Origin of the sequence: Streptomyces sp. NBC_01214 (genome assembly GCF_026340975.1) — a bacterium.
Taxonomy (GTDB): Bacteria; Actinomycetota; Actinomycetes; order Streptomycetales; family Streptomycetaceae; genus Streptomyces.
Genome location: NZ_JAPEOS010000001.1, coordinates 4258324 through 4275075, shown reverse-complemented (window position 1 = coordinate 4275075; position 16752 = coordinate 4258324). Strand labels below are relative to the sequence as shown.

The following is a 16752-nucleotide window of genomic DNA, read 5'->3' as shown; positions in this document are numbered from 1 at the left end:
CTGCAGGGCCGCGGGGACCTCCTCCCGGTCCCGCAGCGCGGCGCCCCGCAGCGGCCGCCCCCGGCCGCCTACGGCACCGTCGCGGCTCCGCAGTACTTCCTGACGAGCGCGTACGAGGCGATGCGGTCAGCGAGGTCGTAGACGGGCGTGGCCAGCATCAGCTCGTCCGCCCCGGTCTCGGCGGCCAGGTGCGCGAGCCGCGGCACGACGGTCTCGGGCGTGCCGACGGCCTGCTGGGCGCGGAAGCCCGCCAGCGCCTGCCGCTCCTGCTCCGTGAAGGGGTGGGTGGCCGCCTGCGCGGGAGTGGGGAAGGGCATCTGGCTCTCCCCCTTCAGGAGCCCGGCCTTGACGACGTTCATCGGCCCCGCACGCCGGACCGCTTCCTCCTCCGTCTCCGCGCACACCGTCTCCACGCACAGCAGCACCCGGGGCCGCTCGCACCAGCGGGACGGGGCGAACGCGGACCGGTAACGCTCCAGAGCCGCAAGGGTGTTGTCCGGCCGGATGTGGTGCGCGACGGCGACCGGCAGGCCGAGTTCCGCGGCGAGCGCGGCCCCCGCGGTACTGGAGACCAACAGCCACGGCTCCGGCAGCGGACCCAGCGCCACCTCGTCCACCAGGAACGAAAGGATCGCGGCCACGTCGGACCGGTACTCGGCATCCGTCGCCGGGTCGGCACCGCGGCGCAGCGCCCGCGCGGTGGCGTCGTCGAACGTGCCGGGACCGCGGCCGATGCCCAGGTCGATGCGGTCCTCGTGCAGGGCGGCCAGCGTGCCGAACTGCTCCGCCAGCGTGATGGGGGCGTGGTTGGGGGCCAGTACCCCGCCCGAACCGAGACGAATGGTCGAGGTCGACGCGGCGGCGTGCGCCGTCAGTACGACCGGTGGGAACGCGCCGATCGCGGGAGAGTGGTGATGCTCCGCGTACCAGATGCGGTGGTAGCCAAGGTCCTCCACTCCGCGGGCGAAGGCCGTGGTGTCCCGCAAGGTGTCCGCGGCTCGGGTGCCCGTCTGCACCATCGCGACTTCCAGCGCTGAAAGGGGTATGTCGAGCATGGCGTCAGCATAGGGAGCGCGGGTGGCGGCGCGGGCGAGCGTGATCGTTTTCGAGCCACGCCGCCACGCCGCCACGACCGAAGTCACCGCAGCCGGAGTCACCGCAACAGAAGTCGCCGCAACAGGAGTTACCGCAAACCAAGTCGATACTGCGGCTCAGTGCCCCTTGAGCAGGGCGCAGACGAAGTTCTCCTGCACGGTGCGCAGTCGGGCCAGCAGCGCGGGCTTGTTGCCCTTGCTGGTCTGGGTGTTGATCGAGAAGGTCAGCGACCGGGTGCCGTCGGGCGTGGTGGCGGCGAGCTGGGTGTACCCGGGGAAGTTCCCGGTGTGGCCGTAGAGCACTCCGCAGCGGGTGGTGTACTGGAAGATCGCCAGCCCGGCGGCGTTGGTGCCGGGTCCGGCCGGCTCCGAGGAGTCGCCGGGACGGAAGGTCAGTTGCTCCTTGCGGGTCTGCGGCGACAGCAGGGCGGGACCGCCGTAGGCACGGATGAAGGTGCCCAGTTCCCTCGGGGTGGAGACGATCCCGCCGGAGGCCCAGACGCCGGAGGCGCCCACGGCCTCGCTGATGTCCTCCGGTTCGGCGGGCGGCTGGACGTCGTAGCCGTGCAGGTACGGACGCGGGAGCCGGTAGCCCAGGGGCAGGCTGGTGCGGCGCAGCCCCAGCGGGCGGTACACGAGCTCCTTGAGGAGGTCCTCGTAGCTGCGGTGGGTGACGGCCTCGGCCATCAGCGCGACGGCGATGTTGTCCGAGTTGGAGTACTCGTACAGGGAGCCGGGGACGAAGCGCAGCGGCTCGTCGGCCACGAAGTCGAGGAGGGTGCGCGGGTCGAACACGTGGCGCGGGTCGGCGGTGAGGATCTCCAGGAACCCGGGGTCGGCCGAATAGTCCGGCAGGCCGCTCGTGTGCTGGAGGAGCTGGCGCAGCGTCACCGCGTGCCAGGCCTCGGGCTGGTCGGGCAGGAGCTCGCCGATGGTGTCGTCGAGGGAGAGCCGGCCCTGGTCGACGAGCCGGAGGGCGACGGCCCCGCTGAACGCCTTGGCGATGCTGGCGATGCGCATGTGGTCGTCGGGGTGCGGTGCGCGGCCGGTCTCGATGTCGCCGACACCGGCCGTGTACACCTCCGCGCGGTCGCCCCGGGTGAGCACGGCGATCGCCCCGGGAGGGCCGTCCTCCTGGGCGACCAGCCGGTCGAGTTGCCGCTGGAGGCCCTTGTCGTGACGCTGGCGGCCGTCGCCCGGTTGCGGGTCACCGGCAGCCTGCGCGGGCTGTAGGAGCCCTCCGAGTGCGGCAGCGGTCAGCACGGCGGCGGACAGCCCGGTGCGGAGACGGCTTCGGCGGGCGCGGGCACGGGCGCGGGCGCGGGCACGGGTCGGCATGTACGTGGCTCCTGGTCTGCGCGGGGACGGCCGGGGCGGGCGGCACCCGGCCCGGCCCAGCAGTAGCAGCCCGAGCGGCCCGCCGCGTCCGAGGCGCGCGCCGCGACCCCCCGGTTGGCTGCGTAAGTCACCATCGGACTCGGGTGGAATGCCGTACCCGGGTTTCCGCGCCGAACGCCCCGGGTTCGGTTTCCGGTCGTGACCACGAAGCGGGCTGGCACGCTCTTCGCAGCATGACACCAAGCAAATTGCGCGAAGCCCGCCCACCGGGAGGCGGGCCTTACGCCTGCCCGTGCTGCCGCTTCTTGACCCTCGTTGCCCCGAAGACCGGCAGTCGGTGGCCCGCGGCGACGACGGCGCGTGGTGGAGCGCGGCCCGGCAGGTCCTGCCCGCGGCCGGTGGAACGGACGGGTGAAGCCCGTTCGGTGCGAGGTGCGCACGACAGCTGTTCCCGCCCCCGCAGGGGTGGTCCCGGCGCGGGCCGAGCCCGCCGGAAGGACGGCTTCCGGGCACGGTCATAATCTCGCCATGAACATGCTTGCCGTACGGGCGTTCTTGGCGGCCCTGCTCGTGGGAACCGGCCTGAGCGGGTGTTCCTTCCTTCCCCACTTCGAGACGTGCGAGGGAACGGGTGCGGCCGTGGCCGAGCTCGACCGGCTGCCCGCGCTGGAGCTGCATCCGAAGGGGGCCGCCTCCGTGGACGGCGCTCCGTGGACCGGGGCGCATTGCGTCGACGACACCGCGGGCGCCTGGCTCACCGCGGAGCGGTTCTACGCGTACGGCGGGACCAGGAACGAAGTGCTGGAGTACTACGGCCGGGAGGCATCGGCGGCGGGATGGCGTCCGGTGGACGACCTGGACATGGGGTCCGACGGCCGGTTCGTCCTCTTCTGCTTCGAATCCGCCGACCGGCCGAGCCTCACCCTCTCCTTCACCTCGCCCGAGACGCTCCGCGAGTTCCACGGGACGCAACCGCACCCGGCGGAACTGCTCGGGGTGGACGCCAGGACCTGGTACACGTGGTCCACCGAGGCGACAGCCGACGGTTCACGCATGGACTGCTACTAGCGAGCGCATCGAGTCGTGATCATCGGATGGTCCTGGTGAGGTCTTTGATCCAGATCATCGAGGCGTGCAGGTGGAGACGAGACTGGCGAGGTAGCTGTCGGGAGTCTTGCCGTATCGGGAGTCTTGTCGTATCGGGTGTCTCACCGTCCCGGTTCCGGCCTCCTGGTACGTCACGCTCCGGGGCGGGTGAGGCACGTGGAGCCGACGTGAGCCGACCGGTGCACTGATGTCCGGGCGGGGACTCATGGGACACGGCCCGGCACCCGGCTCAGGTTCCGGGGAGGATACGGCGCGTTTCGTAGGCCCACATCGCGATCTCGACCCGGTTGCGGGCGCCGAGTTTGGCCATCAGGCTGGCCAGATGCGTCTTCACCGTGCTGAGGCTGATGTGCAGCGCGTCGGCGATCTCGGTGTTGGTCAGCCCGCGAGCGACGGCGAGGAGCACCTGCTCCTCGCGGGCGGTGACGGGGGAGACCGGCTGGGCCACGGGCCGGCCGGCGGGCAGGTCCGCGAATGCCTGGAGCAGACGGACGGTGACGCTGGGCGCGATGAGCGCCTCACCGTCGGACGCCGACCGTACCGCCTGCGCCAGAAGGTCCGGTCCCGTGTCCTTGAGGAGGAATCCGCGGGCGCCGGCACGCAGTGAGCCGTAGACGTACTCGTCGAGGTCGAACGTGGTGATGACGACCACGGCCAGCGGGTCGGCGACGCCCGGGCCGGCGATCAGCCGGGTGGCCTCGAGCCCGTCGAGTACGGGCATGCGGATGTCGAACAGGCAGACGTCGGGGCGTAGTTCGCGGGCCAGACGTACCGCTTCCCGCCCGTCGGCGGCCTCGCCGACCACCTCGATGCCGGGCTGGGCGTTCAACATGATCCGCAACCCGGTGCGGATGATCGTCTGGTCGTCAGCGACGAGGACGCGAATGGACACCGCTCTCGCTCCTCGCTCTCGGCAGTTCGGCGTCGACATGCCAGCCCCGGTCGGTACCCGGGCCGGCTCGTAGTGTGCCGCCGAGCAGCGTCGCGCGCTCGCGCAATCCGGTAAGTCCGTATCCGTCGCGACCCCGGCCGGTGCGCCGGCCGTTGTCGCGCACGCTCACCCGTACCGCGTGCCGTTCCGCGGCGACCCGAACGACGAGCTCGGTCGCGTCGACCGCATGGCGCAGCACGTTGGTCACCGACTCCTGCACGATCCGGTAGACGGCCGCGTCCACGGCCGGGGGCAGCGCGTCCAGTTCGCCGTCGAGCCCCAGGTCGACCCTGAGGCGACCACCCGGGGTGCGCACCAGGCGCTCCAGATCCGCGACTCCGGCAGGCGGCGCCAGCTCGGCGCCGACCCCGCGGTCGCGCAGCGCGGCGACCATGGCGCGCATTTCCTCCAGCGTCCGCGCCCCTTCCTCCTCGACCCCCTCCAGCGCCTCGACGGCGGCGGACGGGTCGGTGCCCGCGAGCACCCGGCCCGCCTGGGCGATGATCACCATGGCCGACACGTGGTGGGCCACCGTGTCGTGCAGTTCCCGGGCGAGCTGCTCGCGCTCGCCGGAGCGCACCTGCTCCAACTGCCGCTCGCGAGCGGTCACACGGAACCGCACGGCAGCCCCGACCACGCCGGGCAGCAGCAGGAAGACGACGCCCACGACGTTCTCGACGACCGGGGTCTCGTCCGTGACGGAACACAGCACGCCGGCCGCGAGGATCACCGCGCCGCCCAGCACGACCTCGCGCCCCGATCCCCACCGGGGCAGCGCGTACACCAGTACGAGCACGACCGCGCCGCTGTACAGGCCGACGGGCTCGCGCGGTGCGGCGACGAGCGAGGCCGCCTGAAGCAGGATCACCGAGCCGAACGCCAGCGTGACCATCGCCAGTGGGCGGGTCCGGCGCCACAGGGGCAGGAAGCACAGCCATACGGCGAACACCACCGCCACCGGCCGCCACACGACGTTCTCGCGCAGGGTGGCCTCCAGCGCCACACCGGCGAGGCCCGCGGCGAGCAGCGCCCAGTCCCGCCGCACCCGGGCGGGCGCGGCGGGCGGCCGGGGTTCGGTCCACAGGGTTCGCAGGTCGTCTCGGAGCACGGTTCTCAGCTTAGGGACCGCGGCGTGCCGCGCATCGGCCGAAAGGACGGGTCGTCACTCCGCCCCGGGACCGACGGATCCGCGGCCCGCGGGCCGATGCCGCGGAGCGCCGTGGCGACGAACCTCGACACCGGCGGCCGTACAAGAACGGCCGACGAGGTGGTTGGAGGACCCGATGCTCTCGAAAGCCCTGTTGCGCCTGGGTGGGGGCGCCGCCCGCCATCCCTGGCGGGTGATCGCGGCATGGCTGATCGCCGCCACGCTTGCCGTCCTCGCCGCCGTCGCCTTCGGCGGGCGGACCGCGGACTCGATGACCGCTCCGGGGCTGGACTCCGGGCGGGCCGCGGAACTGATCGAGCGGGCCGGCACCGGCCAGGAGGGGATGACCGCCCAAGTGGTCGTCACCCCCCGCGACGACGGTGCGACGTTCCTCGACGACGACCGCGCGCGCACCGCTCTCACGCGGCTGCAGACCGAGGTGAAGCGGCTGCCGCACGTGCTCGGCACGAGCGATCCGGCGGAAACGCTCAACGCACGCGGGGACACCGCCGTGCGAGGCGGCCTTGTCTCGGCCGACGGGCGGATCGCAGTCGTCCGGGTGCAGTACCCCGACCAGAGCCGGCTGTCGGCCGAAGACCTCGACGCCCTCGTCGGTCTCGGCGACCGGCTCCGCGCCGAGCTGCCGCTGCGCATCGAGATGGGCGGGAGCCTCTTCTACGCCTTCTCCGACCCCGACGGCGGCGCGAGCGAGCTGATCGGCCTCCTCGCCGCGGCCGCGATCCTGTTCTTGGCGTTCGGTTCGCTCGTCGCCGCCGCGCTGCCGATCGGCATGGCGGTCTTCGGGCTGACCATCGGAGTTGCCACGATGACGGTACTGGCGGGGGTGACGGACGTCCCGACCTTCGCGCCCGTCCTGGGCAGCATGGTCGGGCTCGGAGTGGGCATCGACTACGCGCTGTTCGTGCTCGCCAGGCACCGGGAGTACCTCGCGCGCGGGCTCGATCCCCACGAGGCGGCGGGGCGAGCGGTGGCCACGGCGGGGAGGCCCGTGGTCTTCGCCGGCGGCGTCGTCGTCGTATCGATCCTCGGCCTGGCGGTCGCGAACGTGCCGTTCATGACGGTGGGCGGACTCGCCGTTTCGATCGTCGTTCTGACCATGGTGGTCGCGTCGGTGACGCTTCTGCCGGCCTTCCTCGGCGCTGCCGGCCCACGCCTGGCCCGGGCCGGCCGGATCGGCCGGGCTCTACAGACCGGGAAGCCGGGCCGACTCGCACGGCGGCGGGAGACGGTGGCGGGCGCCGCTCCCGCCGCCGGGTGGCGTCGCTGGATCGGGCACGTCAGCCGGCACCCGGTGCTGTACGCGGTCGGCGCGGCGGGGCTGCTGCTGACCGCGACGCTGCCCGTGCTCGGCCTGCGCGTCGGCCTGCCCGACGACGGCTCACTGCCCCACGGCCGTACCGAGCGCCGCGCCTACGACCTCGTCGCCGAGGGGTTCGGCCCGGGCACCAACGGTCCCCTCGTCATCGCCGCGGACCCCGCCGGTGATCCGGGAGTGCTGGACCGACTCGTCGGGGCGGTCGCGGCGGATCCGGGCATCGCATCCGTCGCGCCGACGCACATCGATCGGGCCACCGGCATCGCGACCCTCGTGGTGTTCCCGACCACCAGCCCTCAGGACAAGGCCACGGCCGACACCATCGCCCGGCTGCGCACCGGCGTGCTGCCCACGGCGATCGGGCACGGCCCGGCCAGGGCCCACGTCGGCGGCGCCACCGCGAGCCTGTCCGATGTGGGCCAACGCACCAGCCAACGCCTGCCGGTGCTCGTCGCCACCGTGCTGGCGATGTCGTTCCTGCTGCTGATGCTGGTCTTCCGCTCGATACTCGTACCGCTCAAGGCGGTACTGCTGAACCTGCTGAGCATCGGCGCGGCCTACGGCATCATGGTCGCGGTCTTCCAGTGGGGCTGGGGAGGCGCACTCATCGGGCTGGAAGCGACGGTTCCGATCGTGTCGTTCATCCCGATGTTCCTCTTCGCCATCCTGTTCGGCCTGTCGATGGACTACGAGGTGTTCCTCCTCTCCCGCGTACGCGAGGAGTACCTGCGCACCGGCGACAACGGCACGGCGATCGTTGAGGGCGTCTCGCGCACCGCCCGGATCATCACCTCGGCCGCCCTCATCATGGTGGCGGTCTTCCTGTCCTTCGCCGTCGCCGAGGACCCCTCCACCAAAATGTTCGGGCTCGGCCTGGCCACCGCGATCTTCATCGACGCCACGGTCGTACGCATGGTGCTGGTACCGGCGACCATGACACTCCTCGGCCGGACCAACTGGTGGCTGCCGAGGTGGCTGGACCGGATGCTTCCCCGCGGCCCGGTCGGCACCGACGACACCGACGACACCGACGCGGAATCCACGGGTGAGGCCCCGGGGCCACGGCTGGTTGACCGTTGACTCAACTCCTACCCGCCCTTGGCGTCCGGCACCTCGGCGCGTCACCTAGGAGCATGTCGAGTCGTGATCATCGGGTGGTCCTGGTGAGGTCCTTGATCCAGATCATCGAGGCGCGCAGGTGGAGACCGGCGAGGTAGCTGTCGGGAGTCTCGTCCCCCACCAACCGGGCCCCTCCGCGAAAGCGCGGAATCCGCTGCACGATTCCGGAGCCTGCCGGCCAGGCCGCCCACCGCAAATGGCGAGGGAAGGCCGGCGGGCGGCCTCCGGCCTTCGACCGCGAGGGCTACGAGGCCCGGCATGCGGTCGAGTGCGGGATCGACCGGCTCAAGCGCCATCGGGTCGTCACCACCAGGTTCGACCAACTCGCGGTCCGCTTCGAGGCCACCGGCCCGATCACAGCCATCCACGAGTGGCTCTGACCTTGCTCGCCGTGCTCGGTCGGAGCGAAATCCGGTATCGCTGCAGGAAGCCGGGGCTTTAGCCTGCGGCCCATGCATCAGCCTCGAAGGCGCGACCGGCGCCCGGCTCGCCGCGTGTCGTCAGAGCCGGCCCGGCGGCAGCCGTTCCGACTCCCTGACGTGGGTGCCGATGTGGTCCTCGTCGGCTACTTCTCCGCGAAACAGAAGGACTTCGAAACACTCATGGCGTCGGCAGCCACAGAACTGGCAGCGCACGGCGCTCGGGTCGTCGCGCAGATCGTGCAACGACGGGGCGTCTCGGACGGCGGGGTCCGGAAGATGGGTCTGCCCTACTCCTCGCGAACCCTGCTGACCTACGGGAAGGTCCGCGAGGTGGCTCTGGTGTGTGAGCGAGCCAACGCTGACGCGGTGATCTTCGTCGCCTCCTTGACGGAGCGCCAGCAGCGCACGCTGACACACATGCTTGGCCACCCCGCCGTGAGTCTCTCTGACATCCTCACTGCCCACTGACGGCCCACTCGGAACGGGCTCCTGAAACGGACCCTAGGCCGCGGTGTCCGCGGACGGCGCCGGCTCCGCGGTCCGGGCGGACAACTCGGGCTGCGCCGGCGGCACGGCCCGGAGGTGCTGGGCGGCCTCGGCTGCGGTGTAGGCGGAGGCGAAGGTGAACGCGCGCGGGGACGGCCCGTGCACCCGCAGGTCGGCCAGCCGCTCCAGGGCTTCGGCGATGGTCGGCCGGTGCCCGGCGGGGACCCACCAGAGCACCAGGTGCGCCTGGACGTGCCGCGCGAACCATTCACGGCGCCGGCGCATCACTTCCAGGTGCCCGCTGCGGTAGGAGAAGTCCCATAGGGCCTCCTGGGTCTGCCACACCGACAGGTTGACGACGACGTCCTCCCCCGCCGGGCGCAGGCCGGTGGCGTCGGCCGCCCCCTCCTCGACGAGGCGCCACACGAAGCCGGGCGCGCCGTCGGCGGCGGCGTTGACCGGATCGAGCATCTCGACGAACGGCGCCATGCGCGGGTCGTCGAAGGGGTGGAGGAGCGTGGCGACGTTGAGCTGGGCGAGGTGGGTGGCATGCACGGATGCGGTCATGGCCTCATCCCAGCACGGCCACCTTTCTATGTCAATCATCGTTGTTTTTAGAACTCTCGATCACCACGCAGCACTCCCCGGGCCGGGCGTCCATGCGGGGGCGGACGGGACCGTCCGTACCGAACAGCCCTTCCAGCAGTGCGAGGTTCATGCCGCAGACGAGCGGCGGGAAGTGTTCGGCGACGGCGTGGAAGGGGCAGTTGCGCATGCGGACGACGCGCGGGGCCGTCCCGGTCACCGCCCCGGCACCTACGGCGCCCTGGGCACCCTCCGCCCCCTCACTGCCTTCCAGGTACGGTTCGTAGCCCCGGCCGGCCAGCATCTCCACGGCCTCCTCGAGCCCGGCACAGGGCGCCGCCGAACCCCTCAGGGCCTCGCCTCTGCGACTCGCGGTCGCGCGCAGCACTGCGTCCAGTCCCGCCTGCTCGGCGGCTTCGGCGAGCAACTCGGCGGCGGTGAGGTAGTCGCGGGCGGGCAACGACACCGACCGCTCGGCCCGCGCCCGCGTGTACACCTTGGCCGGACGGCCAGCACCCGGACCCGAGCGACCCGTCAGGCGGCGGCTGCCGCTCTCCAGCAGCCCGGCCTCGGTCAGCCTGTCCAGGTGGTGCGCGGCGAGGGTGCGCGCCACCCCGGCCGCCTCGGCGGCCTCGTTGCGGCCGACCTCCCGGCCCTGTGCCGCCACGTACTCGTACAGGCGGCGCCGCACCGGATCCTGCAACATCGCGATCGCATCGATATCCTTCACGCGACCATTCTAGGAACAACGCAGATTGGAAATAGAAAGGCGGGACCCGCCCTCGCCGGTGCGTCCGGCGACGGTCAGCCGGACCGGCGCCGTCGCCGGTGGCCGCGGCAGGCGCAGACCCGGACCGCCGGGCGTGATCGAGCCGAGGACGCTCGCGCGCCGGGCGCCCGTGCACGCGGGGACGGTGCCCGGCAGACCGTGCGCGGTGAGCCAGCCCAGAACGGCGAAGGCGTAGGCCTCCTTCGCCCCCGCGGGCAGGCCGAGTGCGTCCGAGGACCGCACCACGCACCCGCCGACCGCGCCGGCCCCATCGGCCCCGTCGGCCCCTCGGCCCCGCCGGCCCCGCCGGCCGCGCGCAGCTCTTCCCGCAGCCAGTCCATCAGCACCGGGTTGCGCGTTCCTCCGCCCGACGCGATCACCTCGGTCGCCCCGAAGGGCCTGATCGCGTCGGCGACGGTCCGGGCCGTGAGGCGGGTCAGCGTGGCGACGACGTCCTCGGCGGGCAGCGGCCCGCACGAGTCCAGCGCCGAGCGCAGGTACGGCAGGTGGAAGTGTTCCTTGCCCGTCGTCTTCGGCGCGGGTAGGGCGTAGTACGGGTCGTCGAGCAGCCTGCGCAGCAGTGGCGGGTGGACCGCGCCCCGCGCGGCGAGCGCCCCGCCCGCGTCCATCGCGTACGGCCGGCCCGAGGCGTCGTGCCCGGCCAGCGCGCGCACCGCCGCGTCGATCAGCGCGTTGGCGGGGCCGGTGTCGAAGGCCAGCGGTTCGCCTCCGGTCCCCTCCGCCCCGCCCGGCAGGACCGTCACGTTGCCGATCCCGCCCAGGTTGAGTGCGACCGGCACCCCGGGGCGTCCCCGCAGCCACATCACGTCGACGACGCTGACGAGCGGCGCACCTTGACCCCCGGCCGCCACGTCGCGGGTACGGAAGCCGGAGACGACGGGTCGGCCGGTCGCCTCGGCGATCCAGGCCGCCTCGCCGATCTGGAGCGTGCCGTGCACCCGGCCGTCCTCGGCCCAGTGGAAGACCGTCTGCCCGTGCGACGCCACCAGGTCGGCCCGCCCGCCGCACAGCTCCTCGTCCGCCCGCACCGCCGCCGCGGCGAAGGCCTGTCCGATGCGGGTGTCGAGCCGGCACACCGTGGCCAGGTCCGCCCCGGCGGGCGGCAGGGCCCCGGCCAGGTCCGCCCGCAGATCGTCGTCGTAGACCGTGCTGATCGTCCCCAGGGGCGTGAGCACCAGTGTGTCGCCGTCGAGGGAAAGGTCGGCGGCGGCCGCGTCGATCGCGTCGTACGACGTGCCGGACATCAGCCCGACCACGCGCAGGGCGCTCACCGCAGCGCCCGATCGTGGTCGTCGCCGCGCAGCGTCAACAGCGCGGCGACGCTGACCGCAGAGGTCGCCGCGGCGTAGTACCCGGGGACGTCGACGTTCCCCGTCCGCGCGACCACCTCGGTGATGACCAGTCCCGCACAGCCCGAGAACACGGCGTTGGACAGCGCGTACGCCAGTCCGAGTCCGGTGCAGCGCACCCTGGCCGGGAACATCTCGGCCAGCATCGCGGGTCCCGGACCCGCCATCAGGCCGACGCCGGCGCCCGCGGCGAACAGCGCCGCTCCCTTCGCGTACCCCGGCGCGCCCGGGTCCTGCACCAGGTGTAGCAGCGGGAGCGCGAGCACGGCCACCAGCAGGGCCCCCGCCACCATCACCGTCCGGCGGCCGATCCGGTCGCTCAGCCCGCCGGCGGGCAGGATGGACGCGGCGAACCCCAGGTTCGCCAGGACGGTGCCGAGCAGTGCCTGCTGGAAGGTGGTACCGAGCGTGCTCTGCAAGTAGGAGGGCATGACCACCAGGAAGGTGTAGCCGGCCGCCGACCAGCCCATCATCCGCCCGATGCCCAGCACCACGGCCCGGGCCGTCTCCCCGGGGCGCGGCCGCGGCCCGTCTTCGGGCCCGGCGCCGCCCTCGGCGCGGGCGGGCGGCGCGTCCGGGGGCAACCGCAGCCGCAGCCGCAGCGCGACGAGCCCCAGCGGCAGGGTCAGCAGGAACGGCACCCGCCAGCCCCACCCGTGCAGCTGCGACGCGCTCAGTACGCACGCCAGGACCACCGCCACGGCCGCGCCCGCGAGCAGGCCGAGCGCGACCGTGAACGACTGCCAGGCCCCGTACCGCCCCCGGCGGCCCGGTGGTGCGCATTCCGTCATCACCGAAACCGCCCCGCCGAACTCCCCGCCGGCCGAAAGCCCTTGCAGGATCCGCAGCAGCGTCAGGAGCCACGGCGCGGCCGCACCGATCGAGGCGTACGTCGGCAACAGACCGATCATGGCCGTGGCGCCGGTCATCAGACAGACGACCACGACGAGCGCGGGCCGGCGTCCCACCCGGTCGCCGAACCGCCCGAACACCGCGGCCCCGACCGGCCGGAAGAAGAACGCCAGGGCGAACGACGCGTACGCCTTGACGAGCCCCTCCACCTCGCTGCCGCCCTCCGGAGTGAAGAACTGCGCCGCGATGACGGTGGCGAAGTAGCCGTAGATCCCGAACTCGTACCACTCGATGAAGTTGCCGACGGATCCCGCCACCAGCGCCCGGCGCGCGTCGTCCGGCCGGACCGTCGCAGGAGGCCGCACCGGACCGGGGACGGGTGTGGTCATGGATCAAGCGTGCTGACCCGCGGGCGGCTCCACAAGTGACGTCCGCCATCTGCCGTACGCCGCCCCCGTCAGGGGTCAGGCGCGCCGGGCGCCCACCAGCCGGAAGGCGACGAACAGGGCGCCGCCGGCCAGGACCAGGGCCAGCGAGCTCTCGATGAGCTGGGTCGGCCAGTAGTGCGAGACCGGGTGGAAGTCCACGTACCAGCCGGTCACGTCCATGTCCGCCGGGCATCCGGTCCGGTTGTGGCTCTGCTCGAAGCAGGCGTACTCGGGCAGGCGCTCACCGGTGGAGGTGAGCAGCCCTGTGTCCATCATCAGGGCGGAGGCCGGCATGAGTTTCAACTGGTTCCCCTCCAGCGGCCCCGTGCCGGTCTGCACGGGGAGGAGCGACCATCGCAGCGCGCCGAGGCACAGCAGCACCAGGCTGGTGAGCATCCCGGTGAGCGCCATGGCCACCAGCGTCCGCCGGACCAGCTGGCCGACCAGGACGCCGAGGGCCACGCCGAGCAGGCAGTAGGCGGCGAGCACCGGGCCGGAGGCCTCGTACGTCCCGCGGTCCGCCCAGTGGAGCTGGTGGGTGCCGGCCACCCGCGCCCAGCCGAGGCGGTAGACCCCGGTGAGGGCGACCGCGCCGAGGACCGACACGACTGCCGCCACCAGGACCTTCGAGCCGAGCCAGGCCCTCGGGGTGGTCGACTGGGTGAGGGCGAGCCGCCAGGTGCCGCTCTCCAGTTCGCGGGCCGTCATCGGGCCGGCCACGAAGGCCCCCACCAGCAAGGGCAGGAAGAACAGGCCCGTACCCGCGTGCCCCACGAGGAGGCGCAGCAGCTCGTAGCCGTTTTCCGGCCACGCTTCGCCCGCCTGGTCGGAGTTCGGGCCCTCGGCCCAGCAGCGCAGGGCGACCACGGCGACGAGGGCGACGGCAGCGACGGTGGGCACCGCCCAGAGCACGTGCCGGTGCTGGCGGGCGGCGACCCAGTACGGACCCTTCAGCATCGTGCCGCTCATGCCCGCACCCCCGTCGTGGTGAGGGAGTCCTCGGTGGTGAAAGACGGGGCATCGGGGGACCGCAGATGGGCGAGCAGGATTTCCTCCAGGGTCGGGTGCTCCGTCTGCCAGACCCCGTCGTCGACGGGCCCGCGCAGCCGCACGAGGGCGGTGAGCTGCCGACCGGTCGTACGGGACTCGACGACGGTGTGGGCGGCGAGTCGGGCGGAGGCGGTGGCGGGGCCGGTGAGCAGCCGGTGGGCCTCGCTCACCACGTCGATGGGGCCGCTCAGGCGGATCCGGCCGCGGTCGACGAGCAGGAGGTGGTCGGCAGGCGCCCTCCAGCTCGGTCAGGATGTGCGAGGACATCACCAGGGACGTGCCGTTGTCGGCGGCATCGGCCATCAGGGTGCCCATGAGCTCGCGCCGGGCGAGCGGGTCGAGGTCGGCCATCGGCTCGTCGAGGAGCAGCAGGTCGGGGCGCTTGCCGAGGGCCAGGGCCAGGGCGACGCGGGTGCGCTGCCCGCCGGAGAGGGTACGGATCTTGGTACGCGGGTCGAGCTCCCCGGCCTCGACGATCCGCTCCGCCGTCGCCGCGTCCCAGCGCGCCGGGTTGAGCTCGCGGCCCATCCGCAGGGTCTCGCCGACGGTGAACTGCGGGTAGAGGGGCTTGTTCTGCCCGAGGTACGCGAGCGTCTCGCGCGGCACGGTGCGCAGGGTGCCCTCCGTGGGGAGCGCGAGGCCGGCGGCGAGGCCTAACAGGGAGGATTTCCCGGCGCCGTTGGGCCCGACGAGCGCGCACACCCGGCCTGCGGGGAGGCGGAAGGAGCAGTCGCGCAGCGCCCAGCCTCCCCGCCGTCCGTGGCGCAGCCCGAGGCCCTCCGCCTCGATCACGGTTTCCGTCATGCTTCGCCGTCCCCCTTGAAGTGTTGTTCCAGTACGGATGTGAAGAGTGCGGCCACGTCGTCGCGCTCCAAGCCGGCGTCCCGGGCCCGCTGCGCCCAGTCGGCGAGTTCGCCGCGCAGCGGGGACTCGGCCGGGGCGCTGCCCAGGGACTTGCGGATGAAGGTGCCCAGCCCCCGCTTCGCCTCGACGAGGCCTTCGCGTTCCAGTTCTCGGTAGGCCTTGAGGACGGTGTTCGGGTTGATCGCGGTGGCCTCCACGACCTCCCGCGCCGTCGGCAGCTTGTCGCCCGGCTCCAGCAGGCCGAGGCGCAGGGCCTGCTTGGTCTGCTGGACGATCTGGACGTACGTGGCGATGCCGCTGCGCCGGTCGATACGGTATTCCAGCACGCTTTGCACCACCCTTTCACTAGGTAAGTAGTGAAAGGGTGGTGCAGGGGCGGGACCGCTGTCAACTCAGCATGGAATCAGGACCGCTCGTCCCTCGTCCCGTCCTTCAGCCACAGCGGGTGCTCCCGCTCCGCCCAAGGGCGCTCGACGGACCCCGTACGCATGCCCCTGCGCGCCTCCGGGTCGGCGAGCGCCATCCTGATGTGCCCGGCCAGTACCACCCCCACGGCGAGGGCCAGCCAGTCGTGCACGAAGGTGGCGCTGGTGCGCCAGATCAGCGGTGTCAGGTGGGTGAACCACATCAGCAGACCGGTCGCCAGCATCACCAGGACAGCGCCAGCGATCCACGACGCGTAGACCTTCTGACCGGCGTTGAACTTCCCCGCCGGCCGGGACCCGCGCCGGCGGTCGCGCCGGCGCACCGCGCGCAGCCACGTCCTGTCGTGTGGTCCGAAGCGGTTCAACCTGCGCAGATCGGCCCGGAAGGCGGGCGAGGCGAGACCGGCCAGGAACGGCGCGGGCAGCAGGACGCCGGCCCATACGTGGACCGTCACCACGAGATGCCTGCGGCCGACCAGTTCCGCGAGCTGCGGTACGTACAGAGCGGCCGCCGTCGCCACGCACAGCAGGGTCAGTGCGGCGGTCGTGCGGTGGACCCAGCGCTCGGCACGGGTGAACCTGGCGACCCGTCGTGCCGGTTCAGACGGTGGGGGTGTCACTGCGCCCGTTGGACCCGCCGACCCAGGCGTCGACGTCATAGCCGAGCTCCTCCCAGTAGCCGGGTCGCACCTCGGACGTGACGGTGATCCCGGAGAGCCATTTCGCAGACTTGTAGAAGTACATCGGCGCGACGTAGAGCCGGACCGGACCGCCGTGCGCGTGGCTGACCGGCTCGTCCTGCATCTGCAGGCAGACCAGCACGTCGTCGCGCCGGGCCTGCGGGAGGGTGAGGCTCTCGCTGTACGTGCCGTCGAAGCAGGTGAAGCGGACCGCCTTGGCCTCGGGACCGACTCCGGCGGCGTCCAGCAACAGGGACAGCCTGACGCCGGCGAAGGGGGTCTCGGGGACCCGCCAGCCGGTGACGCACTGCACGTCCCGCACGACCCGGTCCTGTGGCAGGGCGCGCAGGTCGTCGAGGGTGTACGTCGCAGGGCGCTCGACCAGACCGTCCACGGTGAGCCGGTAGTTCTGCTCGTTCTTCCGCGGTACGGAGGTGGCGACCGAGTAGTAGCGGAAGCCGCCGCCGTTGGGGAGCAGCCCGGTGAGCCCGGTCGGGTCCTTGTCCGAGGCGGCTCCGAGGAAGGCCTCGATCCCGCGCTGTGCGTACGGTGCGGCAACGAGGCCCCCGGCGCCGAGCCCGAGCATGCCGAGCACCAGCCGGCGACCGACGGGGGTGCCCTCGAAGTCGGGGTGGTCTGTCGTCACCCCTCGATTCCAGCACCCCGGGGTGCGGGACACCAGGCTGACCGGCGTGACGTCAGACTTCCGTCACAGATCAGGGGCGGGACGGATCAGGGGCGGGCTCCCG

The 16752-nt window shown here is 72.5% G+C and carries 14 protein-coding genes and 3 pseudogenes; 4 read left to right on the top strand and 13 right to left on the bottom strand.

What is annotated here, in order from left to right:
* Positions 1 to 68 precede the first annotated feature (68 nt).
* Together OG594_RS20125 and OG594_RS20120 are read right to left on the bottom strand one after the other, a co-directional pair.
* Positions 69 to 1055 carry an LLM class flavin-dependent oxidoreductase gene (locus OG594_RS20125; protein WP_266600842.1) on the bottom strand — a complete coding sequence of 329 codons (987 nt, stop codon included), beginning with the start codon at positions 1053 to 1055 and terminating at the stop codon, positions 69 to 71.
* Between the two features lie 156 nt (positions 1056 to 1211).
* The gene (locus tag OG594_RS20120; protein ID WP_266600836.1) at positions 1212 to 2432 is read right to left on the bottom strand and encodes a serine hydrolase; all 1221 of its coding nucleotides are present in this window, start codon (positions 2430 to 2432) and stop codon (positions 1212 to 1214) included.
* A 528-nt stretch (positions 2433 to 2960) separates the two neighbouring features.
* Between OG594_RS20120 and OG594_RS20115 the strand changes: the two genes are divergently transcribed.
* Entirely contained in the window at positions 2961 to 3500 is a 540-nt protein-coding gene (locus OG594_RS20115) for a hypothetical protein (protein ID WP_266600834.1), read from the top strand.
* Positions 3501 to 3768: 268 nt separating this feature from the next.
* Here OG594_RS20115 and OG594_RS20110 read toward each other — a convergent pair whose 3' ends face one another.
* Positions 3769 to 4431, bottom strand: a complete 663-nt coding sequence (locus OG594_RS20110) for a response regulator transcription factor (protein WP_266600833.1) — start codon at positions 4429 to 4431, stop codon at positions 3769 to 3771.
* Entirely contained in the window at positions 4406 to 5578 is a 1173-nt protein-coding gene (locus OG594_RS20105; RefSeq protein ID WP_266600831.1) for a sensor histidine kinase, read from the bottom strand. The genes OG594_RS20110 and OG594_RS20105 overlap by 26 nt, the downstream gene beginning before the upstream one ends.
* 175 nt (positions 5579 to 5753) lie before the next feature.
* Here OG594_RS20105 and OG594_RS20100 point away from each other — a divergent pair, with 175 nt between their 5' ends.
* The 3 genes and pseudogenes from OG594_RS20100 to OG594_RS20090 all read left to right on the top strand — a co-directional run bounded on the left by OG594_RS20100 (position 5754) and on the right by OG594_RS20090 (position 8962).
* Positions 5754 to 8033: an MMPL family transporter gene (locus OG594_RS20100; RefSeq protein ID WP_266600829.1), complete on the top strand. Its 2280-nt coding sequence runs from the start codon at positions 5754 to 5756 to the stop codon at positions 8031 to 8033.
* A 176-nt stretch (positions 8034 to 8209) separates the two neighbouring features.
* Positions 8210 to 8452, top strand: a pseudogene (locus OG594_RS20095) (IS5/IS1182 family transposase); the annotation flags it as partial.
* Positions 8453 to 8611: 159 nt separating this feature from the next.
* Positions 8612 to 8962, top strand: coding sequence for a hypothetical protein (locus OG594_RS20090; RefSeq protein ID WP_266600827.1), 351 nt, complete (start codon positions 8612 to 8614; stop codon positions 8960 to 8962).
* A 33-nt stretch (positions 8963 to 8995) separates the two neighbouring features.
* On the opposite strand, the gene OG594_RS20085 is transcribed toward OG594_RS20090, so the two are convergent.
* The 9 genes and pseudogenes from OG594_RS20085 to OG594_RS20045 all read right to left on the bottom strand — a co-directional run bounded on the left by OG594_RS20085 (position 8996) and on the right by OG594_RS20045 (position 16589).
* Positions 8996 to 9547 carry a DUF3291 domain-containing protein gene (locus OG594_RS20085; protein ID WP_266600825.1) on the bottom strand — a complete coding sequence of 184 codons (552 nt, stop codon included), beginning with the start codon at positions 9545 to 9547 and terminating at the stop codon, positions 8996 to 8998.
* Between the two features lie 31 nt (positions 9548 to 9578).
* Positions 9579 to 10295 carry a metalloregulator ArsR/SmtB family transcription factor gene (locus OG594_RS20080; RefSeq protein WP_266600823.1) on the bottom strand — a complete coding sequence of 239 codons (717 nt, stop codon included), beginning with the start codon at positions 10293 to 10295 and terminating at the stop codon, positions 9579 to 9581.
* Between the two features lie 9 nt (positions 10296 to 10304).
* Positions 10305 to 11617, bottom strand: a pseudogene (locus OG594_RS20075) (anhydro-N-acetylmuramic acid kinase).
* A gap of 5 nt (positions 11618 to 11622) precedes the next feature.
* Positions 11623 to 12945 carry an MFS transporter gene (locus OG594_RS20070; protein ID WP_266600821.1) on the bottom strand — a complete coding sequence of 441 codons (1323 nt, stop codon included), beginning with the start codon at positions 12943 to 12945 and terminating at the stop codon, positions 11623 to 11625.
* A 75-nt stretch (positions 12946 to 13020) separates the two neighbouring features.
* A complete protein-coding gene (locus OG594_RS20065) occupies positions 13021 to 13953 on the bottom strand; it encodes an ABC transporter permease (RefSeq protein WP_266600818.1) in 933 nt (310 codons plus the stop codon).
* Positions 13950 to 14838 (bottom strand): annotated as a pseudogene (locus tag OG594_RS20060) (ATP-binding cassette domain-containing protein). Before OG594_RS20060 ends, OG594_RS20065 begins: the two are co-directional and overlap by 4 nt.
* The gene (locus OG594_RS20055; RefSeq protein WP_266600816.1) at positions 14835 to 15224 is read right to left on the bottom strand and encodes a GntR family transcriptional regulator; all 390 of its coding nucleotides are present in this window, start codon (positions 15222 to 15224) and stop codon (positions 14835 to 14837) included. The pseudogene OG594_RS20060 and the gene OG594_RS20055 overlap by 4 nt, the downstream one beginning before the upstream one ends.
* A 77-nt stretch (positions 15225 to 15301) precedes the next feature.
* Positions 15302 to 15982, bottom strand: a complete 681-nt coding sequence (locus tag OG594_RS20050; protein WP_266600814.1) for a cytochrome b/b6 domain-containing protein — start codon at positions 15980 to 15982, stop codon at positions 15302 to 15304.
* On the bottom strand, positions 15924 to 16589 hold the full coding sequence (locus OG594_RS20045) for a molybdopterin-dependent oxidoreductase (RefSeq protein WP_266603057.1): 666 nt from the start codon (positions 16587 to 16589) through the stop codon (positions 15924 to 15926). The genes OG594_RS20050 and OG594_RS20045 overlap by 59 nt, the downstream gene beginning before the upstream one ends.
* Between the last annotated feature and the right edge of the window lie 163 nt (positions 16590 to 16752).

Coding starts and splice junctions, on each gene's coding strand:
- OG594_RS20125 (WP_266600842.1), bottom strand. CDS start 1,055: ATGCTCGACATACCCCTTTCAGCGCTGGAAGTCGCGATGGTGCAGACG.
- OG594_RS20120 (WP_266600836.1), bottom strand. CDS start 2,432: ATGCCGACCCGTGCCCGCGCCCGCGCCCGTGCCCGCGCCCGCCGAAGC.
- OG594_RS20115 (WP_266600834.1), top strand. CDS start 2,961: ATGAACATGCTTGCCGTACGGGCGTTCTTGGCGGCCCTGCTCGTGGGA.
- OG594_RS20100 (WP_266600829.1), top strand. CDS start 5,754: ATGCTCTCGAAAGCCCTGTTGCGCCTGGGTGGGGGCGCCGCCCGCCAT.
- OG594_RS20085 (WP_266600825.1), bottom strand. CDS start 9,547: ATGACCGCATCCGTGCATGCCACCCACCTCGCCCAGCTCAACGTCGCC.
- OG594_RS20070 (WP_266600821.1), bottom strand. CDS start 12,945: ATGACCACACCCGTCCCCGGTCCGGTGCGGCCTCCTGCGACGGTCCGG.
- OG594_RS20065 (WP_266600818.1), bottom strand. CDS start 13,953: ATGAGCGGCACGATGCTGAAGGGTCCGTACTGGGTCGCCGCCCGCCAG.
- OG594_RS20050 (WP_266600814.1), bottom strand. CDS start 15,982: ATGACGTCGACGCCTGGGTCGGCGGGTCCAACGGGCGCAGTGACACCC.
- OG594_RS20045 (WP_266603057.1), bottom strand. CDS start 16,589: ATGCTCGGGCTCGGCGCCGGGGGCCTCGTTGCCGCACCGTACGCACAG.